Annotated in this window: 18 protein-coding genes, 2 rRNA genes and 1 riboswitch; of the genes, 2 read left to right on the forward strand and 18 right to left on the reverse strand. The window is 51.5% G+C overall.

Features of this window, described 5'->3' with window-relative positions:
- Window positions 1-33 precede the first annotated feature (33 nt).
- The 5 genes from rsmA to F1379_RS27415 all read right to left on the reverse strand — a co-directional run bounded on the left by rsmA (window position 34) and on the right by F1379_RS27415 (window position 5625).
- On the reverse strand, window positions 34-918 hold the full coding sequence (gene rsmA, locus F1379_RS27395; protein WP_150275650.1) for a 16S rRNA (adenine(1518)-N(6)/adenine(1519)-N(6))-dimethyltransferase RsmA: 885 nt from the start codon (window positions 916-918) through the stop codon (window positions 34-36).
- Window positions 908-1465 carry a ribonuclease M5 gene (gene rnmV, locus F1379_RS27400; RefSeq protein WP_150275666.1) on the reverse strand — a complete coding sequence of 186 codons (558 nt, stop codon included), beginning with the start codon at window positions 1463-1465 and terminating at the stop codon, window positions 908-910. The genes rsmA and rnmV overlap by 11 nt, the downstream gene beginning before the upstream one ends.
- Before the next feature lie 162 nt (window positions 1466-1627).
- Entirely contained in the window at window positions 1628-2791 is a 1164-nt protein-coding gene (locus tag F1379_RS27405; protein WP_150275651.1) for a 3D domain-containing protein, read from the reverse strand.
- A 295-nt stretch (window positions 2792-3086) separates the two neighbouring features.
- Window positions 3087-3317: riboswitch (cyclic di-AMP (ydaO/yuaA leader) on the reverse strand.
- A gap of 199 nt (window positions 3318-3516) precedes the next feature.
- The gene (locus tag F1379_RS27410; RefSeq protein WP_150275652.1) at window positions 3517-4287 is read right to left on the reverse strand and encodes a TatD family hydrolase; all 771 of its coding nucleotides are present in this window, start codon (window positions 4285-4287) and stop codon (window positions 3517-3519) included.
- Between the two features lie 54 nt (window positions 4288-4341).
- On the reverse strand, window positions 4342-5625 hold the full coding sequence (locus F1379_RS27415; RefSeq protein ID WP_150275653.1) for an HD domain-containing protein: 1284 nt from the start codon (window positions 5623-5625) through the stop codon (window positions 4342-4344).
- A gap of 307 nt (window positions 5626-5932) precedes the next feature.
- On the opposite strand from F1379_RS27415, the gene F1379_RS27420 reads away from it, so the two are divergent.
- The gene (locus F1379_RS27420; protein WP_019914502.1) at window positions 5933-6187 is read left to right on the forward strand and encodes an AbrB/MazE/SpoVT family DNA-binding domain-containing protein; all 255 of its coding nucleotides are present in this window, start codon (window positions 5933-5935) and stop codon (window positions 6185-6187) included.
- A gap of 164 nt (window positions 6188-6351) precedes the next feature.
- On the opposite strand, the gene rsmI is transcribed toward F1379_RS27420, so the two are convergent.
- The 10 genes from rsmI to F1379_RS27470 form a co-directional block, all read right to left on the reverse strand.
- Window positions 6352-7245 carry a 16S rRNA (cytidine(1402)-2'-O)-methyltransferase gene (gene rsmI, locus F1379_RS27425; RefSeq protein ID WP_150275654.1) on the reverse strand — a complete coding sequence of 298 codons (894 nt, stop codon included), beginning with the start codon at window positions 7243-7245 and terminating at the stop codon, window positions 6352-6354.
- Window positions 7242-8012, reverse strand: a complete 771-nt coding sequence (locus tag F1379_RS27430; RefSeq protein ID WP_150275655.1) for a tRNA1(Val) (adenine(37)-N6)-methyltransferase — start codon at window positions 8010-8012, stop codon at window positions 7242-7244. The genes rsmI and F1379_RS27430 overlap by 4 nt, the downstream gene beginning before the upstream one ends.
- Window positions 8013-8075: 63 nt before the next feature.
- Window positions 8076-8444 (reverse strand): initiation-control protein YabA, encoded by a 369-nt coding sequence (locus F1379_RS27435; protein ID WP_150275656.1) that lies wholly within the window; start codon window positions 8442-8444, stop codon window positions 8076-8078.
- Window positions 8445-8472: 28 nt separating this feature from the next.
- The gene (locus tag F1379_RS27440; protein ID WP_150275657.1) at window positions 8473-9273 is read right to left on the reverse strand and encodes a PSP1 domain-containing protein; all 801 of its coding nucleotides are present in this window, start codon (window positions 9271-9273) and stop codon (window positions 8473-8475) included.
- 136 nt (window positions 9274-9409) lie between these two features.
- Window positions 9410-10384 (reverse strand): DNA polymerase III subunit delta', encoded by a 975-nt coding sequence (holB, locus tag F1379_RS27445; protein WP_150275658.1) that lies wholly within the window; start codon window positions 10382-10384, stop codon window positions 9410-9412.
- Window positions 10385-10398: 14 nt separating this feature from the next.
- Window positions 10399-10842, reverse strand: coding sequence for a YaaR family protein (locus F1379_RS27450; protein ID WP_150275659.1), 444 nt, complete (start codon window positions 10840-10842; stop codon window positions 10399-10401).
- Window positions 10843-10885: 43 nt separating this feature from the next.
- Window positions 10886-11215, reverse strand: coding sequence for a cyclic-di-AMP receptor (locus F1379_RS27455; protein ID WP_150275660.1), 330 nt, complete (start codon window positions 11213-11215; stop codon window positions 10886-10888).
- A 74-nt stretch (window positions 11216-11289) separates the two neighbouring features.
- On the reverse strand, window positions 11290-11949 hold the full coding sequence (gene tmk / locus F1379_RS27460) for a dTMP kinase (RefSeq protein WP_150275661.1): 660 nt from the start codon (window positions 11947-11949) through the stop codon (window positions 11290-11292).
- Window positions 11950-13629 carry an aminotransferase class I/II-fold pyridoxal phosphate-dependent enzyme gene (locus F1379_RS27465; RefSeq protein WP_150275662.1) on the reverse strand — a complete coding sequence of 560 codons (1680 nt, stop codon included), beginning with the start codon at window positions 13627-13629 and terminating at the stop codon, window positions 11950-11952. It abuts the gene before it with no gap.
- Between the two features lie 125 nt (window positions 13630-13754).
- On the reverse strand, window positions 13755-13940 hold the full coding sequence (locus tag F1379_RS27470; RefSeq protein WP_150275663.1) for a sigma factor G inhibitor Gin: 186 nt from the start codon (window positions 13938-13940) through the stop codon (window positions 13755-13757).
- Window positions 13941-14149: 209 nt separating this feature from the next.
- On the opposite strand from F1379_RS27470, the gene F1379_RS27475 reads away from it, so the two are divergent.
- Window positions 14150-14674 carry a hypothetical protein gene (locus F1379_RS27475; RefSeq protein WP_150275664.1) on the forward strand — a complete coding sequence of 175 codons (525 nt, stop codon included), beginning with the start codon at window positions 14150-14152 and terminating at the stop codon, window positions 14672-14674.
- 71 nt (window positions 14675-14745) lie between these two features.
- Here F1379_RS27475 and F1379_RS27480 read toward each other — a convergent pair whose 3' ends face one another.
- The 3 genes from F1379_RS27480 to F1379_RS27490 all read right to left on the reverse strand — a co-directional run.
- Window positions 14746-15159: a hypothetical protein gene (locus F1379_RS27480; protein ID WP_150275665.1), complete on the reverse strand. Its 414-nt coding sequence runs from the start codon at window positions 15157-15159 to the stop codon at window positions 14746-14748.
- Between the two features lie 246 nt (window positions 15160-15405).
- A 5S ribosomal RNA gene (gene rrf / locus F1379_RS27485) occupies window positions 15406-15522 on the reverse strand.
- Between the two features lie 205 nt (window positions 15523-15727).
- Window positions 15728-15868, reverse strand: a 23S ribosomal RNA gene (locus F1379_RS27490); the annotation flags it as partial.

Raw genomic sequence — 15868 nt, forward strand, 5'->3', positions numbered from 1 at the left:
AAAGGTCACGGTTGGTTCATAGGCAGCCGGATTTTACTTGATTCCGGCAGCGAGCAGTACGGCACTCAGCCTGGCGTATTCGGCGATGCTTAGCGTCTCGCCGCGCCGCCCGCCGTCAATACCTGCTTCGGCCAGCAGAGCTTCCAGCCGCTCCCGCCCTTCGCCCGGAAAGAAGCGCGACTTTAGATTATTGGCGATGGTCTTGCGCCGCTGGGTGAAGGACGCCTGAACTACCTCGAAGAAGTGCTTCTCATCGGCCACTTCCACAGGCGGCCGCTCCCGCACCTTCAGCCGGATTACCGCAGACTCTACATTGGGCTGCGGTATGAATACCGTCTTCGGCACAATGCAGACCAGCTCAGGCTCGCTGTAATACTGCACGGCAATGCTCAGGCTGCCGTATTCTTTGCCTCCTGGAGCCGCTGCCATGCGCTCGGCGACTTCACGCTGAATCATGACCACGATATTATGGAGCGGCAGCTTCTCCTCCAGCAGCTTCATGAGGATTGGCGTGGTCACATAATACGGCAAATTAGCGACTACGCTGACCTTCTCTACGGAAGCGAAGTCCTCCGCAAACAGCTGCCGCAAATCAACCTTCAGCACGTCATCGTTGCGAATGTTGACATGGGGATAGTCCGCCAGCAGATCCTTCAGAATCGGGATCAGCCTCCGGTCAATTTCTACCGCCGTTACAGCGCCTGCCGTCTCCGCCAGCCGCTGGGTCAGCGCCCCGATGCCCGGGCCGATCTCCAGCGCACCGGAGGCGGTGTCAAGCTGGGCTGCATCGACAATCTTATCAAGAATATTCTGGTCGATTAAGAAATTCTGGCCGAGACTTTTCTTGAACGAGAATCCGTAACGCGAAATAATGTCCTTGGTCTTCGACGGGGATGAAATATAGTCATTACCGCTCATCTGCGATGCCTCCCTGATCAATTTGCGCCACTGCAGCTGCGAACTCCTCCGGAGAGATTCCGAACATCGCCAGGCGCTTGTACAATTGTTTGCCGTTGCAATAACCGATACCCAGAGCGTTGCCGAGCAGCATGCGCCGGTCTGCAGCCTGCGGATGCACCAGCATTCCGGCTGCCATCAGCTCCTCCAGTCCAATACGCACCGGTGCTCCCTCAAAGGCGGTGTGCACCCTCTCCAGCGCATGGCGGATAGACTCGGGGGACGCATTCTCCACTCCTATATCGCCCTTGCGTGTCGCATCCTTTTCCGGAATGAACGCGTGCTTGCAGCCCGGTACCTTGGATGAGACAATTTTGCGGATACGCTCTCCTGCATGGTCCGGGTCGGTCAGAATGATGACGCCTCTGCGTTCCATAGCTAGGGCAATTTTGGCGATGACCTTGCGGTCCACCGCCGAGCCCCCGGTCTCTATCGTGTCAGCCTCCACCGCGCGCTTGATAGCGGCCGTATCGCTTTTGCCCTCTACCACAATGATCTCTTTAATCATGCTCATCTTACTCCTCCCACAACCGCTACAACACAAAAAGAAGAGGATTCGCTCCTCTTCTTTTTGGCTAAAGAATGTATAACTGATGAGCAGCATCCGTTCCTCATGGCTACCCTCACTATAGCTTATAAACCATCATTTTGCAAAAGATGCTGCCCCAGCCTAATCAAGCTCCGGCTTCACAGGCCCGATGACGTAGACGGTTCGCGATTTGCGGCCGAAGTTACGGGCATGGCTCAGTGAATCATAATACACATCGACCTTGTTGCCTTTAATGGCACCGCCGGTATCCTCAGCGCGGCGGAATCCCAATCCTTCAATGTACACCCACCAGCCAATCGGAATAACATTCGGATCGACGGCAATCGTCCGGCCTTCCGTTACTCTTGTACCGGAAGCGGTACGTGTGCCAATGCCCGGCTCTTCCGAAGAATATGCGGTCATGCTTACATTCTTAAGCACTTTCTTGTATTCAAAATCGATGCCGGCCTTATGCACGACTTTGCTGCTGACAGCAGCCGTCTTCGTAGATTTTGCGGTGGTTTTGGATGCGGTAGATGTTTTGGTAGTTGCTACAACAGGTTTGGGCACAGCCTTCGTACCAACGGCAATGACTTTGTCTTTGGTAATCGTCTGTACTTCCTTGCCGATCATGCTCATGGATGCCAGCTCACCGTCTTGGTAGATCTTCTCGATGTGCTGGATCATTACACCCGGCTTGCCTGCTTGCGCAACTCTTACGTCTCCAACGTAGAGGGATGGGTCTGCGGTCTTGATGACCCGGAACGGCAAGCTTACTGACCGCTCCACCTTCTGTTTGGTGATTCGGACAATCTTGACTTCCATACCGGATGAAACTGCGGTGTCAAGCGAAGGGAAAATCTTGTCGTCGCCATCCAGACTGTAGCCCAGTTTGGCAATGGCGTCACCGAGTGCACCCTCGGTGGTGTAAAGCGTCTTTGTTGCTCCATCCGCAGTAAGGCTGATTTTCTGCGCACGGGTAATCACGACACGGTCGCCGTCCTGTATTTCATCGCTTAGGCCTATAGATAACTTATCATGCGGCTGCACTGAAATTTGTTCCTTTGCCAGCACTTCGCTAAGCAGCGTTTCCCGCGTCTCCAGCGACTGTACCTGACCGTCTATTACCAAAGTTATGGCTTTGATGCTCTGACCGTGTGCGTACAGCAGAATGAACAGTGCGATCACAATTAATGCCGCACCTGCAAGCGATAGTACACGAGGATTCACTTGCTTCCACCGTAATGCGATAGACCTGCTGGATGATTGCGAATCATGGGTTACCTCTGGTTGGATTACGCCCATTCTCTCCATCCTCCTTACATAGCCCCGTCGTTCAAGGTGTATAATCATGATGGCGGAGAACCGCATCTGAATGACGAAAACTAGGTTTGAGATTGCAACAGGATACGCCCACACTTATAAAGCGTTTTCCTGTTTCATGGATCGCCTGCCCGGCATAGTGTCCCAGACTGTTGTATAACAGTATGCTGGTTACCGCCGCGTTATTCAAAATAAAAAAGCCCGGCAAAGAGTTCTCTTGAGGACTCTTTCGTGGCTTCTCCGGATGCTTGAATACGCGGGAATGTATGCACGAGGTTTCCTCTCTTACTTGCGCTTACGGGGTTAGCTGTCGGGTTCGGGCATAAGAGAGACGCCCTATCTCGGGTCACCCGCTCACGGCGGATGCCTCTAAATTCACCCCAAAGACCACGTGAAGAAATCGAATAAATTCTGCGGCACTTCTGGTTGTACTCTATGTACGGACATGCGGCAGGGCATTTATTGGTTCCCCCGTTCTCCTATAGCGGAGACTCAGCGAGACGATTCATGAATCGGTGGCTGTCAAAAGTAACAACAGCTCACTGCACTGAAAAGATGATATCCTGATTTGATGCATCTTGTAAAGCACGCTTCAACCACGTTTAAGCAAAAAAAAGATTAAAAAATTGTAATAATCGGCCATTTTTAAGTTAAAAAAGTTTAATAGGTCGGCTATACTCTTTTTTTTGCCCGTTTTTCTCCCGATTTCAGACAATCCCAAATCGTTCCATGGCGTTCGCATACGTAATTTGAGCTAATTCCTGTAAATCAATCCCTTTTATTTCCGCCGCTGCCTCGGCGACAAGCCGCACATGAGCACTCTCATTTCGCTTTCCACGGAATGGGTGCGGTGTAAGATATGGGGAGTCCGTTTCGATAAGCAGACGGTCGAGCGGCGTGTTCGCCAGCACCTCTTTGGGTACCCGCGCATTCTTGAAAGTAACCGGACCGCCGAAAGACAAATGGAACCCTAAATCCAGGCACATTTTAGCAGTTTCCCAGCTTCCGGAAAAAGAGTGCATGACTCCCCCAACCTCATTTGCCTTCTCTTCGCGCAAAATCCGCACCACATCTTCATGGGCGTCACGGTTATGGATACAGATCGGCATCTTCAATTCTCGGGCCAAGCCAATTTGCTTGCGGAACACATCATGCTGTACATCTTTGGGAGAGGTATCCCAGTAATAGTCGAGCCCGATTTCGCCAATGGCGACCACTTTCGGGTGACTGCAGAGGGAAGCAATCCATTCTAGGTCCCCCTCCTTCATGTCAATCGCATCCTGGGGATGCCAGCCGACTGCTGCATAAATATAATCATACGTTTCCGCGAGCTTCATCGTAGTTGGAATCGTTTCCCGGTTGAATCCGATATTAATCATCTTACTTACGCCGGCCTCCCGCGCACGGGATATTACCTGCTCACGGTCCTCGTCGAATTGCGGAGCATCCAGGTGGGTATGTGTGTCGAACAATTGCATGTAAGATTCACTCCTTGATCATAATTTCTATATAAAACTCCAGTTTTTTTTGTATCACTTGGCAAAGATGGCTGCCACAGGATCAGGCAGACACGAAAGCGCCTTCTGCAGCTTGTCCTGCGGAAAATAAAGATGGTACCGGCCGCGGTGAATACCGCTGATGGAACGGACAATATCCGACACTTCCGAGATTTCCCGCAGCTTATCCTGTCGGTCGAGCAATAGAATTTGCTTGCTGTCAAACGCATCGCCCGGACGAAATACATCGTAAGGAAGATCTGTCGGAAAGTCGATCTCCAGATCGTAATCCGCGTTCAGGCCCGCTTCTGCAAAGCTGCTGCGAATGTCTTGAATCATCTCGGCATCTAAATTCTCCATCTCTACATATTTATACAGTCTACGATGAATAAACCGGCCGCACAAGTCGCACAGAATTTCATCCGGTTCTTGTGTCCACTGCATAAAGGCGGTCTGCACCAAGGCTTCGTCAAGCTGGAGATATCTTTCTACAGTGATATCACTCTGAAACAATTCCTGCAGGGGAGCCAGCATAAACCCGAAGGCATAACCGCTTTGATACAGCTCTTTGGCTCTGCGGAAAATTTGCCGTAAAATAATTTCCGAACTGCGGGTCACCGGATGAAAATAAACCTGCCAGTACATCTGGTACCGCGACATCAGATAATCCTCAATCGCATGCATGCCTGATTCCTTCACCACGACCCTGCCGTTATAAGGACGGAGCATCCGCAGAATCCGGTCGATATCAATGGTCCCGTAATTGACACCAGTATAGTAGGCATCGCGCAGCAAATAATCCATGCGGTCCGCATCCAGCGGCCCGGATACCAGATTGACGACAATTTCATGTTCATACGTTTTAGCGATAACCGAAGCCACTTTTTCAGGAAAATCCGGAGAAACCTCGCGCAGAATAGCGTTAATCTCCGTATCCTCCCTAATGATCCGGCATGTCCAATCTTCATGGTCCATTTCAAAAGCTTCTTCTATAGAATGTGAGAAAGGCCCGTGTCCCAAATCATGCAGCAGCGCTGCGCAGAGGGTAAGCAGGCTTTCTTCCGGCAGCCAATCCTTATATCCGCTCCGCTCAAATTGTGAAATAATCCGGCGCGTAATTTCGTAGACACCCAGTGAATGGGAGAACCGGCTATGCTCGGCTCCATGGAAGGTGAAATAAGATGTTCCTAACTGGCGAATTCTTCGTAAACGCTGAAATTCCTTAGTGTTAATTAATCGCCAGATGATGCTATCCTGTACATGAATATAGTTATGAACAGGGTCTTTGAAAACCTTTTCTTCAGTCAGCAGCTGTTTCACTTAGATCAACTCCTTTGTTTATCATTTAAACCAATTTCGACGAAATGGAGGTATGGACAAAAAGATCATTGTCGCTGTTTGTCGAATAATGAGACTTTTTTTATTAATTCATCGACATTCATTTTTAGACGTCCAGACATGCGTATTCAGGTAAATCTAAGCATCGTAAAGTTTTTTAATAAATGCCATAAATTTTGGCGTAAAAAAGGTTGACTGTTTTGGGAATGGTTGGTATTATAAATATCATAAAACAGTGAACTATGTCGAATCATGACGTTTTTGATAATTGAGAGGAGCTTCGATGGCTATGATGAAATCAACAGGAATTGTAAGAAAAGTAGACGAACTGGGACGGGTCGTTATCCCGATCGAATTGCGCCGTACGCTGGGCATCGGCGAGAAAGACGCCCTTGAAATTTATGTAGACGGCGAGCGCATCATGCTCAAGAAATATGAGCCTGCCTGCATTTTCTGCGGCAACGCCGAGAATGTTACTTACTTCAAAGGCAAAATTGTTTGCCACGAATGTATTTCTGCTATCCCTACCCCTGTGACAAATTAGAATAAATAGGTTATAATAAGAACTAATCCAATTGTTAATTCTAACCTTTTCATATCTCCTTGGCCTCCCGCTGATCCCGGGAGGTATTTTTTTACGTCAAATCCAGCAATTTTATAACACAATCAATCTTTGGGTATTTAATCTGTTGTTTGAATATACAGAATTTATTCTTCCGCCGCCAATAAAGTATTGTAAATCTCCCGTTTAGGCACGCCCCGGTCAAGCGCCGCCTTTTTCATGGCTTCCTTGCGGTTTAGGCCCTCCTGCTCATAATGACTGACATGCTCCGAGACCGTAAGCTCGCGCCACCATGCCGATTCCGCCAGCTCCGCCTCCGCTTTGCTCTCCCCTTCGACGACAATGACGTATTCACCGAGCGGAGGATGCTCCTGAAGCCAGGCACTGCATTCCTCCAGTGTGCCGCGTACAAACTCTTCATAACGTTTGGTCAGTTCGCGGGCCAATACAATTCTGCGGTTGCCGAAGGCCTCCTGCAGGTGAACCAGCGTCTTCTCCACCCGGTGCGGCGACTCGTAGAACAGCAGGCTCCCCTGCACCTGCCGCAGACCCGACAGCACATTGCGGATATCCTTGCGTTCACGGGGCAGAAACCCGGCGAAGGTAAAGCTTGTCGTCGGTAATCCGGATGCAATCAACGCAGACAGCGCCGCATTTGCACCGGGAACCGGCACAACCGGAATTCCCTGGCTGATTGCGAGCTGAACCAGGTCTGCTCCAGGGTCGGAGATGGCGGGAAGACCGGCATCACTGACCAGTGCCAAATTTTTTCCTTCTAATATAAGGCGGATTAATTCAGGACCACTGGCTGCCTTGTTATGCTCATGATAGCTGTAGAGCTCTGAAGGTGTAATCTCGAAATGACTCAGCAACTTGCGCGTCTGTCTCGTATCCTCTGCGGCAATAATGTCACTTTCCTGCAGCGTACGCACTGCCCGGTAAGTCATATCCTCCAGATTGCCGATTGGGGTTGCTACCAGATAAAGGCTTCCTTTCCCATCCGGCTTGCCCTGGAAGCTGCTTTGGTAATTAATTGTCATGATTTATCCTCTTTGTTTCCATAGTATATGTTCATGATCTCGGGACAATATTGATTATCTTCATTATATACAATGAGCGGAGGGAGCAAACGCACCTCAGGCTTGCCGTCACGCGCCGCTTCAATCAGCACCATATTGGCTTCCAGATGAGCCCGGGGATGTACAAACCGGATCAGCTTCGGTTCCAGCCTGTTTTTGCGCATCAGGCTCATAATGTCCACCAGCCGCTGCGGCTTGTGCACCATACTGACCTTCCCCCCGGTACGCACCAGTCTGACCGCCGCCTGGATAACCTCCTCGAGCGTACAGCCAAGCTCATGACGCGCCATCGCCTGATGTTCATTCAGCTTAAGATCGCTGCCATTAAGCGGCATATAAGGCGGATTCACCGTAATCGCATCATACACACCGTAACCGGCACTCAGATGCAGCTCGCGCAGATCACCTTCATGAATCGTAACCTTCTTCTCAAGTCCATTCAGGGACACACTGCGGCGGGCCATATCGGCCAAACGCGGCTGTATCTCAATTCCTTCTATTAAAGCCTCTGTGCGTGTAGTAAGGAGCATGGGAATCACTCCATTGCCCGTACAGAGATCAAGAACTCTCCCCCGCGGCGGAATCCCGGCGAACCGGGCCAATAAAACCGCATCCATGGAAAAGCTGAACACTTCATCACTTTGAATAATATGCAAATCATGGGTCAGCAGGTCATCTACACGCTCCGAAGGGAGCAGTGGCACCTGTGGTCGGTCAGAACTTCTCATTCAAGTTGTCTCCTTCTGCAAATTCAAAAAAAACCGTAGGCGTAAACCCTACGGCTGATACCCTTATTTATTAAGAAAGGAAAGACAGAATAAACAATCGCCTTCTGTACGCAGATGGCCGAAATAGACATTGCAGATATGAAACCCTTCGTGATACAGACGGGCTAAATTATCATGTCCTTCACCGACAACTCCTTCAGGTCCTTCGCCTGCAGCAAGCAGCGACTTCGCTTCACTCTGCATTTCGGCTGTGGGATCAAGCGGCGCCTCGCGTTTCAGGATCTTACGCAGCTGTTCATTCTCCAGCGTCAGCCGCTGATTGTCCTCCATCAATTCCTTAACCGTCTGTTTCCATTGATCGAGACTGACACGCATACTCTCCATTTGCGTTTCCATCTCCTGCATGTGTGCAAAAATATTTATCTTTTCCAAGTTTCCACCCCGAAAGTAACCTTATGGTTTACTTGACGACAACATCATCCATTGGAAGCTCCTTAACTTTGCCCACTTCAAACAATTGCACATGAACTGTACGGCTACCGGTGTTCAGACCTACTACCTTGCCTTCACCAAGCGAGGTGATGACAAGCTTACCGACCGCCGGCATCTCTTCCTTGGCACTTTCGTAATTATCATGCTCAAATTTCAGACAACACATGAGTCTTCCGCATAATCCCGATATCTTCGTCGGGTTCAGCGAAAGATTCTGATCCTTGGCCATCTTGATCGATACCGGATCAAAATCGCCTAGCCAGGATGAGCAGCAGAGTACACGGCCGCATGGCCCAAGCCCGCCCAGCATCTTGGCTTCGTCGCGTACACCGATCTGCCGGAGCTCGATCCGGGTACGGAAGATACTTGCCAGGTCCTTGACCAATTCGCGGAAATCGACGCGGCCCTCGGCAGTGAAATAAAATATGATCTTATTGCGGTCAAACGTAAACTCTACATCCACGAGCTTCATCTTGAGTCCATGATCGCGGATTTTATTTAAACAGGTGGTGAAAGCTTCCTTGGCTGCTCCCTTGTTCTCCTCAACCACGCGCGCGTCGGCATCGCCGGCGATACGCATCACCTTCTTGAGCGGGAGGACGACATCCGCTTCCTGCACCTCTTTTTTGCCAATGACTACCTTGCCGTACTCTACCCCTCTTGCCGTCTCGACAATAACGCACTGATCCTGTTCAATCGGAAAATCGAGCGGATCAAAATAGTATATTTTACCCGCTTTTTTGAAGCGGACGCCTACTACGCTGTACAAAAATAAACCCCCTTGTTTGCCGGTAAAAGGAACCTAAGCAAAGTCCGCTCCCTGATGATCACTGCTTGTCCTTCCTCATCCGTAAACCTTACTTCCAGGCCGAGCGTTGATCCGGAGGATATATGATGAATAAACCCTAACTTTCCAATCGGATTAAAAACTGCTCCAGACAAAGCTGGGCATTGGCATTGGAACGGAGCTTTCGCTTACTCTCCGCCGCGAATTCCATATAAGCCACCCACTGCTCGTCATTACGCTGGCGCGCATGTCTGGATATAAAATCCAACTGATCTATGAAAACGATGCTTTCGTGTCTGCGGTACAGGAAGTTGAGCATATCTCGAAACCAGAGATGGAACATGTCAAACAGGACAGCTATATGCTCTCCCAGTCCGGATTTGAACAGCTTTTGCCCCGCGGTTGCCACGGTGGCGCTGTTTTTGCCCAGAGACTCCTTTGCTAATTGTAACACTAGATTTCTCATTTCTGCAAACCAATTCTGTTCCAAAAGTTCCCTGCAGCCGTCGAGCCCGGAGCTTAACGCTACCGCCGTTTTGGCCAGCGGAGCCGGAATACCCTCCTCGGACAATGTCTGGAGCATCAGCTCCGGGTTCAGCGGTCCAAAGGGGATACGCTGGGTTCTCGACCGGATGGTCGGGAGCAGCGCCGTATCATTGTCCGAGATTAGGATACCGACAGCCGGAGCAGGAGGCTCCTCCAGGAATTTCAGAAGACTGTTGGCCGCCTGTACCGTCATGGTATCGGCGCCTTCAATAATGTAAACCTTCGGATGAATCCCCTCCGACCGGTAGGAGAACAGCCGCTGCAGCTCACGAATCTGATCGATCTTAATGCTCGCTCCATCAGGCTTCAGCACGGTCAGATCCGGGTGATTGCCATGCTGGACCTTGCGGCATTCCAGACATTCGCCGCAGGCGTCATCGCCGGAGCCTGTGCAGAATATCGCCTGGGCGAACATCAGCGCCGTCTTCAGTTGTCCGCTGCCGGCCGGACCGGTGAACAGATAAGCATGGCTGACCGCATCCTTCCGCAGTGCCGTCTGCAGCAGCCGCTTGGCCGCTTCCTGGCCTAATATATCATGAAAAGGCATAAATTCCTCCAACTCTAAAAAGAAAGGTTGATCAGCATTCCGCGGATTTCTCCCACTCGTCCCAGCAGGTCAATCCGTCCCTGCTCGCTTTCCAGCAGGTCGTCGGCCAGCCCAAGCAGTGCGGTATCTATTTCCTCCAGCAGCTTATAGCGTTTACCGCGGCCCCGGCGGTCCCAGCCCTTCGTTTCCTTCAGGGTAACACCCCGCCGGGCCGTTTCTTCGAGGAATCGCTTGATCATATTCCGGTAGATGGCCAGCTCGCGCACCGTCATGGATTTAGCCAGCCGGTCGCCTTGCATCTGAATATCTTTAATCTGGCGGTTCAGCTCATCCATCGTCTTCTGCTCACCCTGCTGCTGGAAGACATCGGAGAAGTTCTTGGGCTGCACCGGTCTTCCGGGGCCTTCAGCGTTTGACAGATCGCTTTTTAGGGGCCTGTAGCCCGGATTGATCTTCAATGGTATCTACCGCCCTTATATCGCTGATTGCGTTAATCTTTGCTTAATAGTGCTCGAATCGGTCAACCGGCAGAACAAACACTGTCGCTCCGCCGACCTGGACTTCAACCGGCAGCGGCAAATAGGAATCGGTGGTTCCGCTCATCGGCGTCACCGGAGTAACCAGCTGTTCACGCACCTTGCAGCTGTTGCGGATGACATGAAGCACGCCATCGACCTGGCTGTCGTCCACACCGATCAGAAACGTCGTATTTCCTGCACGCAGGAAGCCGCCCGTACTTGCCAGCTTGGTGGCGCGGAAATTGGCTTTGACCAGCTCACTGGACAACCGGTTGCTGTCTTTATCCTGAATAATAGCGATGATTAAATTCATTTCGCATCCTCCTCAAAGTATTATTATGTTAGGATTACTTCATTGAATTTACTGCGGCAAAACCTGCTCCTCTATTAATTAGACAAATTGTCCCCAATATCCTTTAAAAAGCGATCTTTGAGCACCTGCAGCACATCCTGTTCCACGCTCTCCAGCGGGCGGTTGGCATCCAGTACTACAACCCGCTGCGGTTCCTCAGCTGCAATCGCAAGATAACCTTCACGAACCTTACGGTGAAACGCCAGGCTCTCCAGATCCAGCCGGTTGACCTCCCGGTCCTGATTGGCGGAAATCCGCGACAGTCCCACTTCGGGATCAACATCCAGATATAAGGTCAGATCCGGCGCCAGCCCTCCGGTAGCAAATTTGTTGATGCTCCGCACCGCTTCAACCCCTAGACCACGGGCATTGCCCTGGTACACCAGACTGCTGTCGACGAAACGGTCGCACAGCACAATCATGCCTTGCTGCAGCGCAGGCTCGACTACCTCGGCTAAATGCTGGCTTCTTGCCGCCGCGTACAGCAGCGCCTCTGTCCGTGCATCCATGGCCGTATGTGCCGGGTTCAGAATGATGGAACGGATCTTCTCGGCAATTTCGATGCCGCCTGGCTCTCTGGTAACCAGATAGGGCCGCTTCTGTTGCTGCAAATATTCCCGGACTCTGCCAATCACGGTGGTTTTGCCTGCTCCGTCGCCCCCCTCCAAAGTAATGAAGAATCCTGTGCTTGTCACTTATACTTCTCCGCCCTTCTCGGTATGGTAAACAAGGATATGCTGTAAGGCCGGATCGGTACAGGCCTGAAATTTGGCTCCGCCATCGCGGAGGCCGGTCAATCTTGTGAGCGTCGCTTCGGTAATGAGTTCACCCGGATACACAAGCGGAATGCCCGGCGGATAAGGAATAACCATCTCCGCAGCTGCCCTCCCTACACTATATTCAAGGGCGACGCTTTCCGTTTCTTGTGCGCGAACCGGCTTCATCGTGAATCTGACTGGCTTCGAATAGGCGCATCCGCTGAAATTGTTCCACGTGGAAATCGCGGAGTCTCCATCGCTGCCGGATTCGGTTGGAGCCAGCGGTTCGCCGCCCGCCATGCCCTGATGCTGTGCAGCGGAGGCACCGCCCGCTGTAGCGGCTTGCAGCGCAGCGGAGGCACCGCCCGCTGTAGCGGCTGGCCAGGCCGCGGCCGGAGCTTCCGCGGCAATCTGCTGCAGCGCGTTCACCAGCCGCGCTGCCTCGTCCGCCTGCGAGCCGAGCGAGAAGGCAAGCACCACGTGCCGGGCGTCGCTCATCTCCGGCACAATGCCCTTCTCTTCGAGCCTGCGCTGCAGCTCGAAGCCCCCCAGGACCCCGGCGGCGTCATGTATGACCGCCTTGAAGGGGTCCTGGGTGCCGTACGCCGCCGCTCCGCCCGGCGGCGGGGTATCTGCGGCGGCTGCGCCTGCGCCGCCGGTGCGCTGCAGCGGCGCAGCCGGCTGCAGCAGCCCAAAGCGCGGCAGCTCCGCCAAGCCGCGCCGCAGCACGTCCACGGCGGCGAGCCCCGCCGTGAAGGCTGCCTCGCGCCGCACGTGCACGAGGCGGCGCGCCAGGTCGAGCGAAGCCATCACCGGGTACGATGGGCTCGAGCTCTGCACCATAGCGAGCCGCTGGCGCAGCAGCGCCCGGTCAAGCCAAGGCCCTTGCACATGCAGCATGGCACCCATGGTCAGCGCGGGCAGCATCTTGTGCGTGGACTGCACTATGCCGTCCGCGCCGCAGCTGAGCGCCCCGGCCGGCAGCTCGGGGTGCAGTCCATAATGCGCCCCATGCGCCTCATCCACCAGCAGCGGCACGCCGCTGTCGTGACAGAGCTTCGCGAGGGGCGCCAAATCGCTTCCCATGCCATAATAATTCGGCATGGTCACCAGCACGGCCGCCGCCTCGGGATAAGCAGCCAGGGCTGCACGTACCGCCTCGGCGGCTGGAGCTATGGCCAGTCCGCTTCCCGGATCGAGCAGCGGCTCCAGGAAGACGGCATTGGCTCCAGCCAGCATCAGCCCATGAATGACTGATTTGTGGCTGTTGCGTTGCACGATAACCGTCGTCCCCGGCTCGGGACAGACCGTAAGAATTAGCGCAAGATTCCCAGCCGTACTGCCGCCGACCAGAAAAAAGCTTTCGTCAGCCCCAAAACAATCAGCGGCCAGCTCCTGCGCCTCCTTGATTACCCCCTCGGGATGATGCAAATCATCGGTCCCGGTGATTTCCGTTACATCATAACGCATAATCTCGCCTAAATATCCGGGTCCATCCGCACCGCTATACGCTTGTCCGTTTTTATGGCCCGGCACATGATAAGAGATATTACCCTTCAGTTTATATTGTTCCAGCATTTCATATACAGGTGCCCTGCCAGGCTGTAACTGGTTCATTATTCATTCCTCCCGGGGGTTACCTCTATTTTAACGCAAATATGCGTTACCGCCTATTCCCGGCCGCAACAAAACAGCCCCTCTGCCATAATTATCAGAGAAGCTGTTACAATAAATCACCTGTATTAAGCATTTTTCTGCAAGCCGATCTGCTTCATCTGACCGATAAAAAAACGATACTTGGCATCTTCAGCATCCGTATGCACGATCTCACTCTCACAGTCCTCACATATAAAATGCGAGACAATCACGATACCCTCTTCTTTCATCTGGCTGCAGATAATGCAGCGCTGTGCGGTTTGCTGTTCCATAATCATCCCACCTTGACTCTTTTAAGAACAGTATGCTACACCTTCTATCATTTTAAACCCTTTCATAGATTTTTCACATGCTTCATAGCATGAAATATATATATTCTGCAACATAGGCATCGGTGATTACCGCAAAGGGTTTAACAAATTCGTGTTCTTCGGCCGATATTAAAAACATGAGAACTGATGAGGAGGTCAAATCTTTTCTTATGGAAACCAATCAAAAAGGTGCGGCTACATTTTATCAATACCGGTTGATCAAAAAAATAAACCTGAGCGCTTGGCTGCTCCGCAGCTATATCGCACTCATACTAATATTTATTGTGCTGGAGACCGTATTTCTTTCCCCCTGGAGTGTGTTATACATGCTGCTCGCAGCACCAGTGACCCTTTGGATACAGTATGTGGTCTCACGCTCGGTCTTACTGATCTCCGGACATCCCATCGCCAAACGTTGGAAAAGCTCGCTGCGCCTGCCCTGGCTGGGCTATATGCCTGACCAATATATCAGCTACCGGACCTTCCGCAAGGTGCAGATGCATAATTTTTGGATTGGTCTTTGCATCGCTGCGCTCTTTATCGTCTGGTCTCCGCCGGGTTTTACCCTCTCTATGATCATTTGCCATCTGTGGCTGCTAATGCCCCGGCTCTATGCACTGTTCCGTTTTAACCGTGTCGATCAGGACGGAATGTTAAAATTCACTTCATCCGATGTGTCCTATTACGCCCAGTAATGATCAAACCTTACATAATGCAAAATAACCTCCTCCCGTTACACAGGGGCAGGTTATTTTGTGCAGATTAATTATTTTATTTTCAATCCCCTGATAGCCGTCTTCTGTTCCTTGGGGATCATCACAATGAAATAGCCATCATGTACAGATAAATGTACGTTTATGCCGTCCTTATGAAACACATGAGAGGAGTCGTCATCCTCATCGGCTTGCTCTTCCCAACCCCAAGCCACAATCTCATCCAGATACGCCTGCGGTACTCCATCCTTTTCCTTAAGACCGGGAAGAGAATAACGCACATAATCCATCGCCGTATTTGTGGTGGTTCCATCGGGTGCACTGGCTTCCTTTGGCACAGGAAAGCTCTTTTCTATTCCAGCGCCCTCAAAAACATCAAAAGCTGGTTCTTTTGTTCCGCACGCAACCAGCATCATTCCGATAAGACAAATCATGATCAATATCCACAAGGACCGGATTCGCTTCATTTCGTAAATCCTCCTTACCTCTAACCATGCATCTAAAGACGCAAATCCATTTATATTTAAAGCTTTATGAATAGTTCTATTGTATTAGAGGACTGCTTATTATTTGCACTTTCCTATTATACTTTGAACCAGGAATGGTTCGGTAACAAAAATGTCACTGAAATGTAAGCGTTTTATATGTTATAAGCCTTACAATTTTCCTTTAAACAAAAAACCACCGCTGACTAATCAGCAGTGGTCTTCAGTGCTTGGCGGCGTCCTACTCTCCCAGGACCCTTCGGTCCAAGTACCATCGGCGCTGGAGGGCTTAACGGTCGTGTTCGGGATGGGTACGCGTGGAACCCCTCCGCCATCGCCACCAAACATGCGCTTGTAACACAAGCGCTGCCGCGAGACATTCGTTCGATCACGTATTGTGACGATAAATGTCGTAGCGTATCAGGCCTTAATCGCCTGAAAACTGAATCCGAAACGAAATTTGCGTTGTAGCCCTTACTGGGTGTCCCGGGTCCCCGAAAAGTACTCGGTGTACTCTTCGAAGCTTCCGCTTCACTTTTTGGGGTATCTTTTGGATAAGCCCTCGACCGATTAGTATTGGTCAGCTCCATGCATTGCTGCACTTCCACCTCCAACCTATCTACCTCGTCGTCTTCAAGGGGTCTTACATATTGGGAAATCTCATCTTGAGGGGGGCTTCACGCTTAGATGC

The organism is Paenibacillus tepidiphilus (genome assembly GCF_008635795.1).
GTDB lineage: Bacteria > Bacillota > Bacilli > Paenibacillales > Paenibacillaceae > Paenibacillus_AQ > Paenibacillus_AQ tepidiphilus.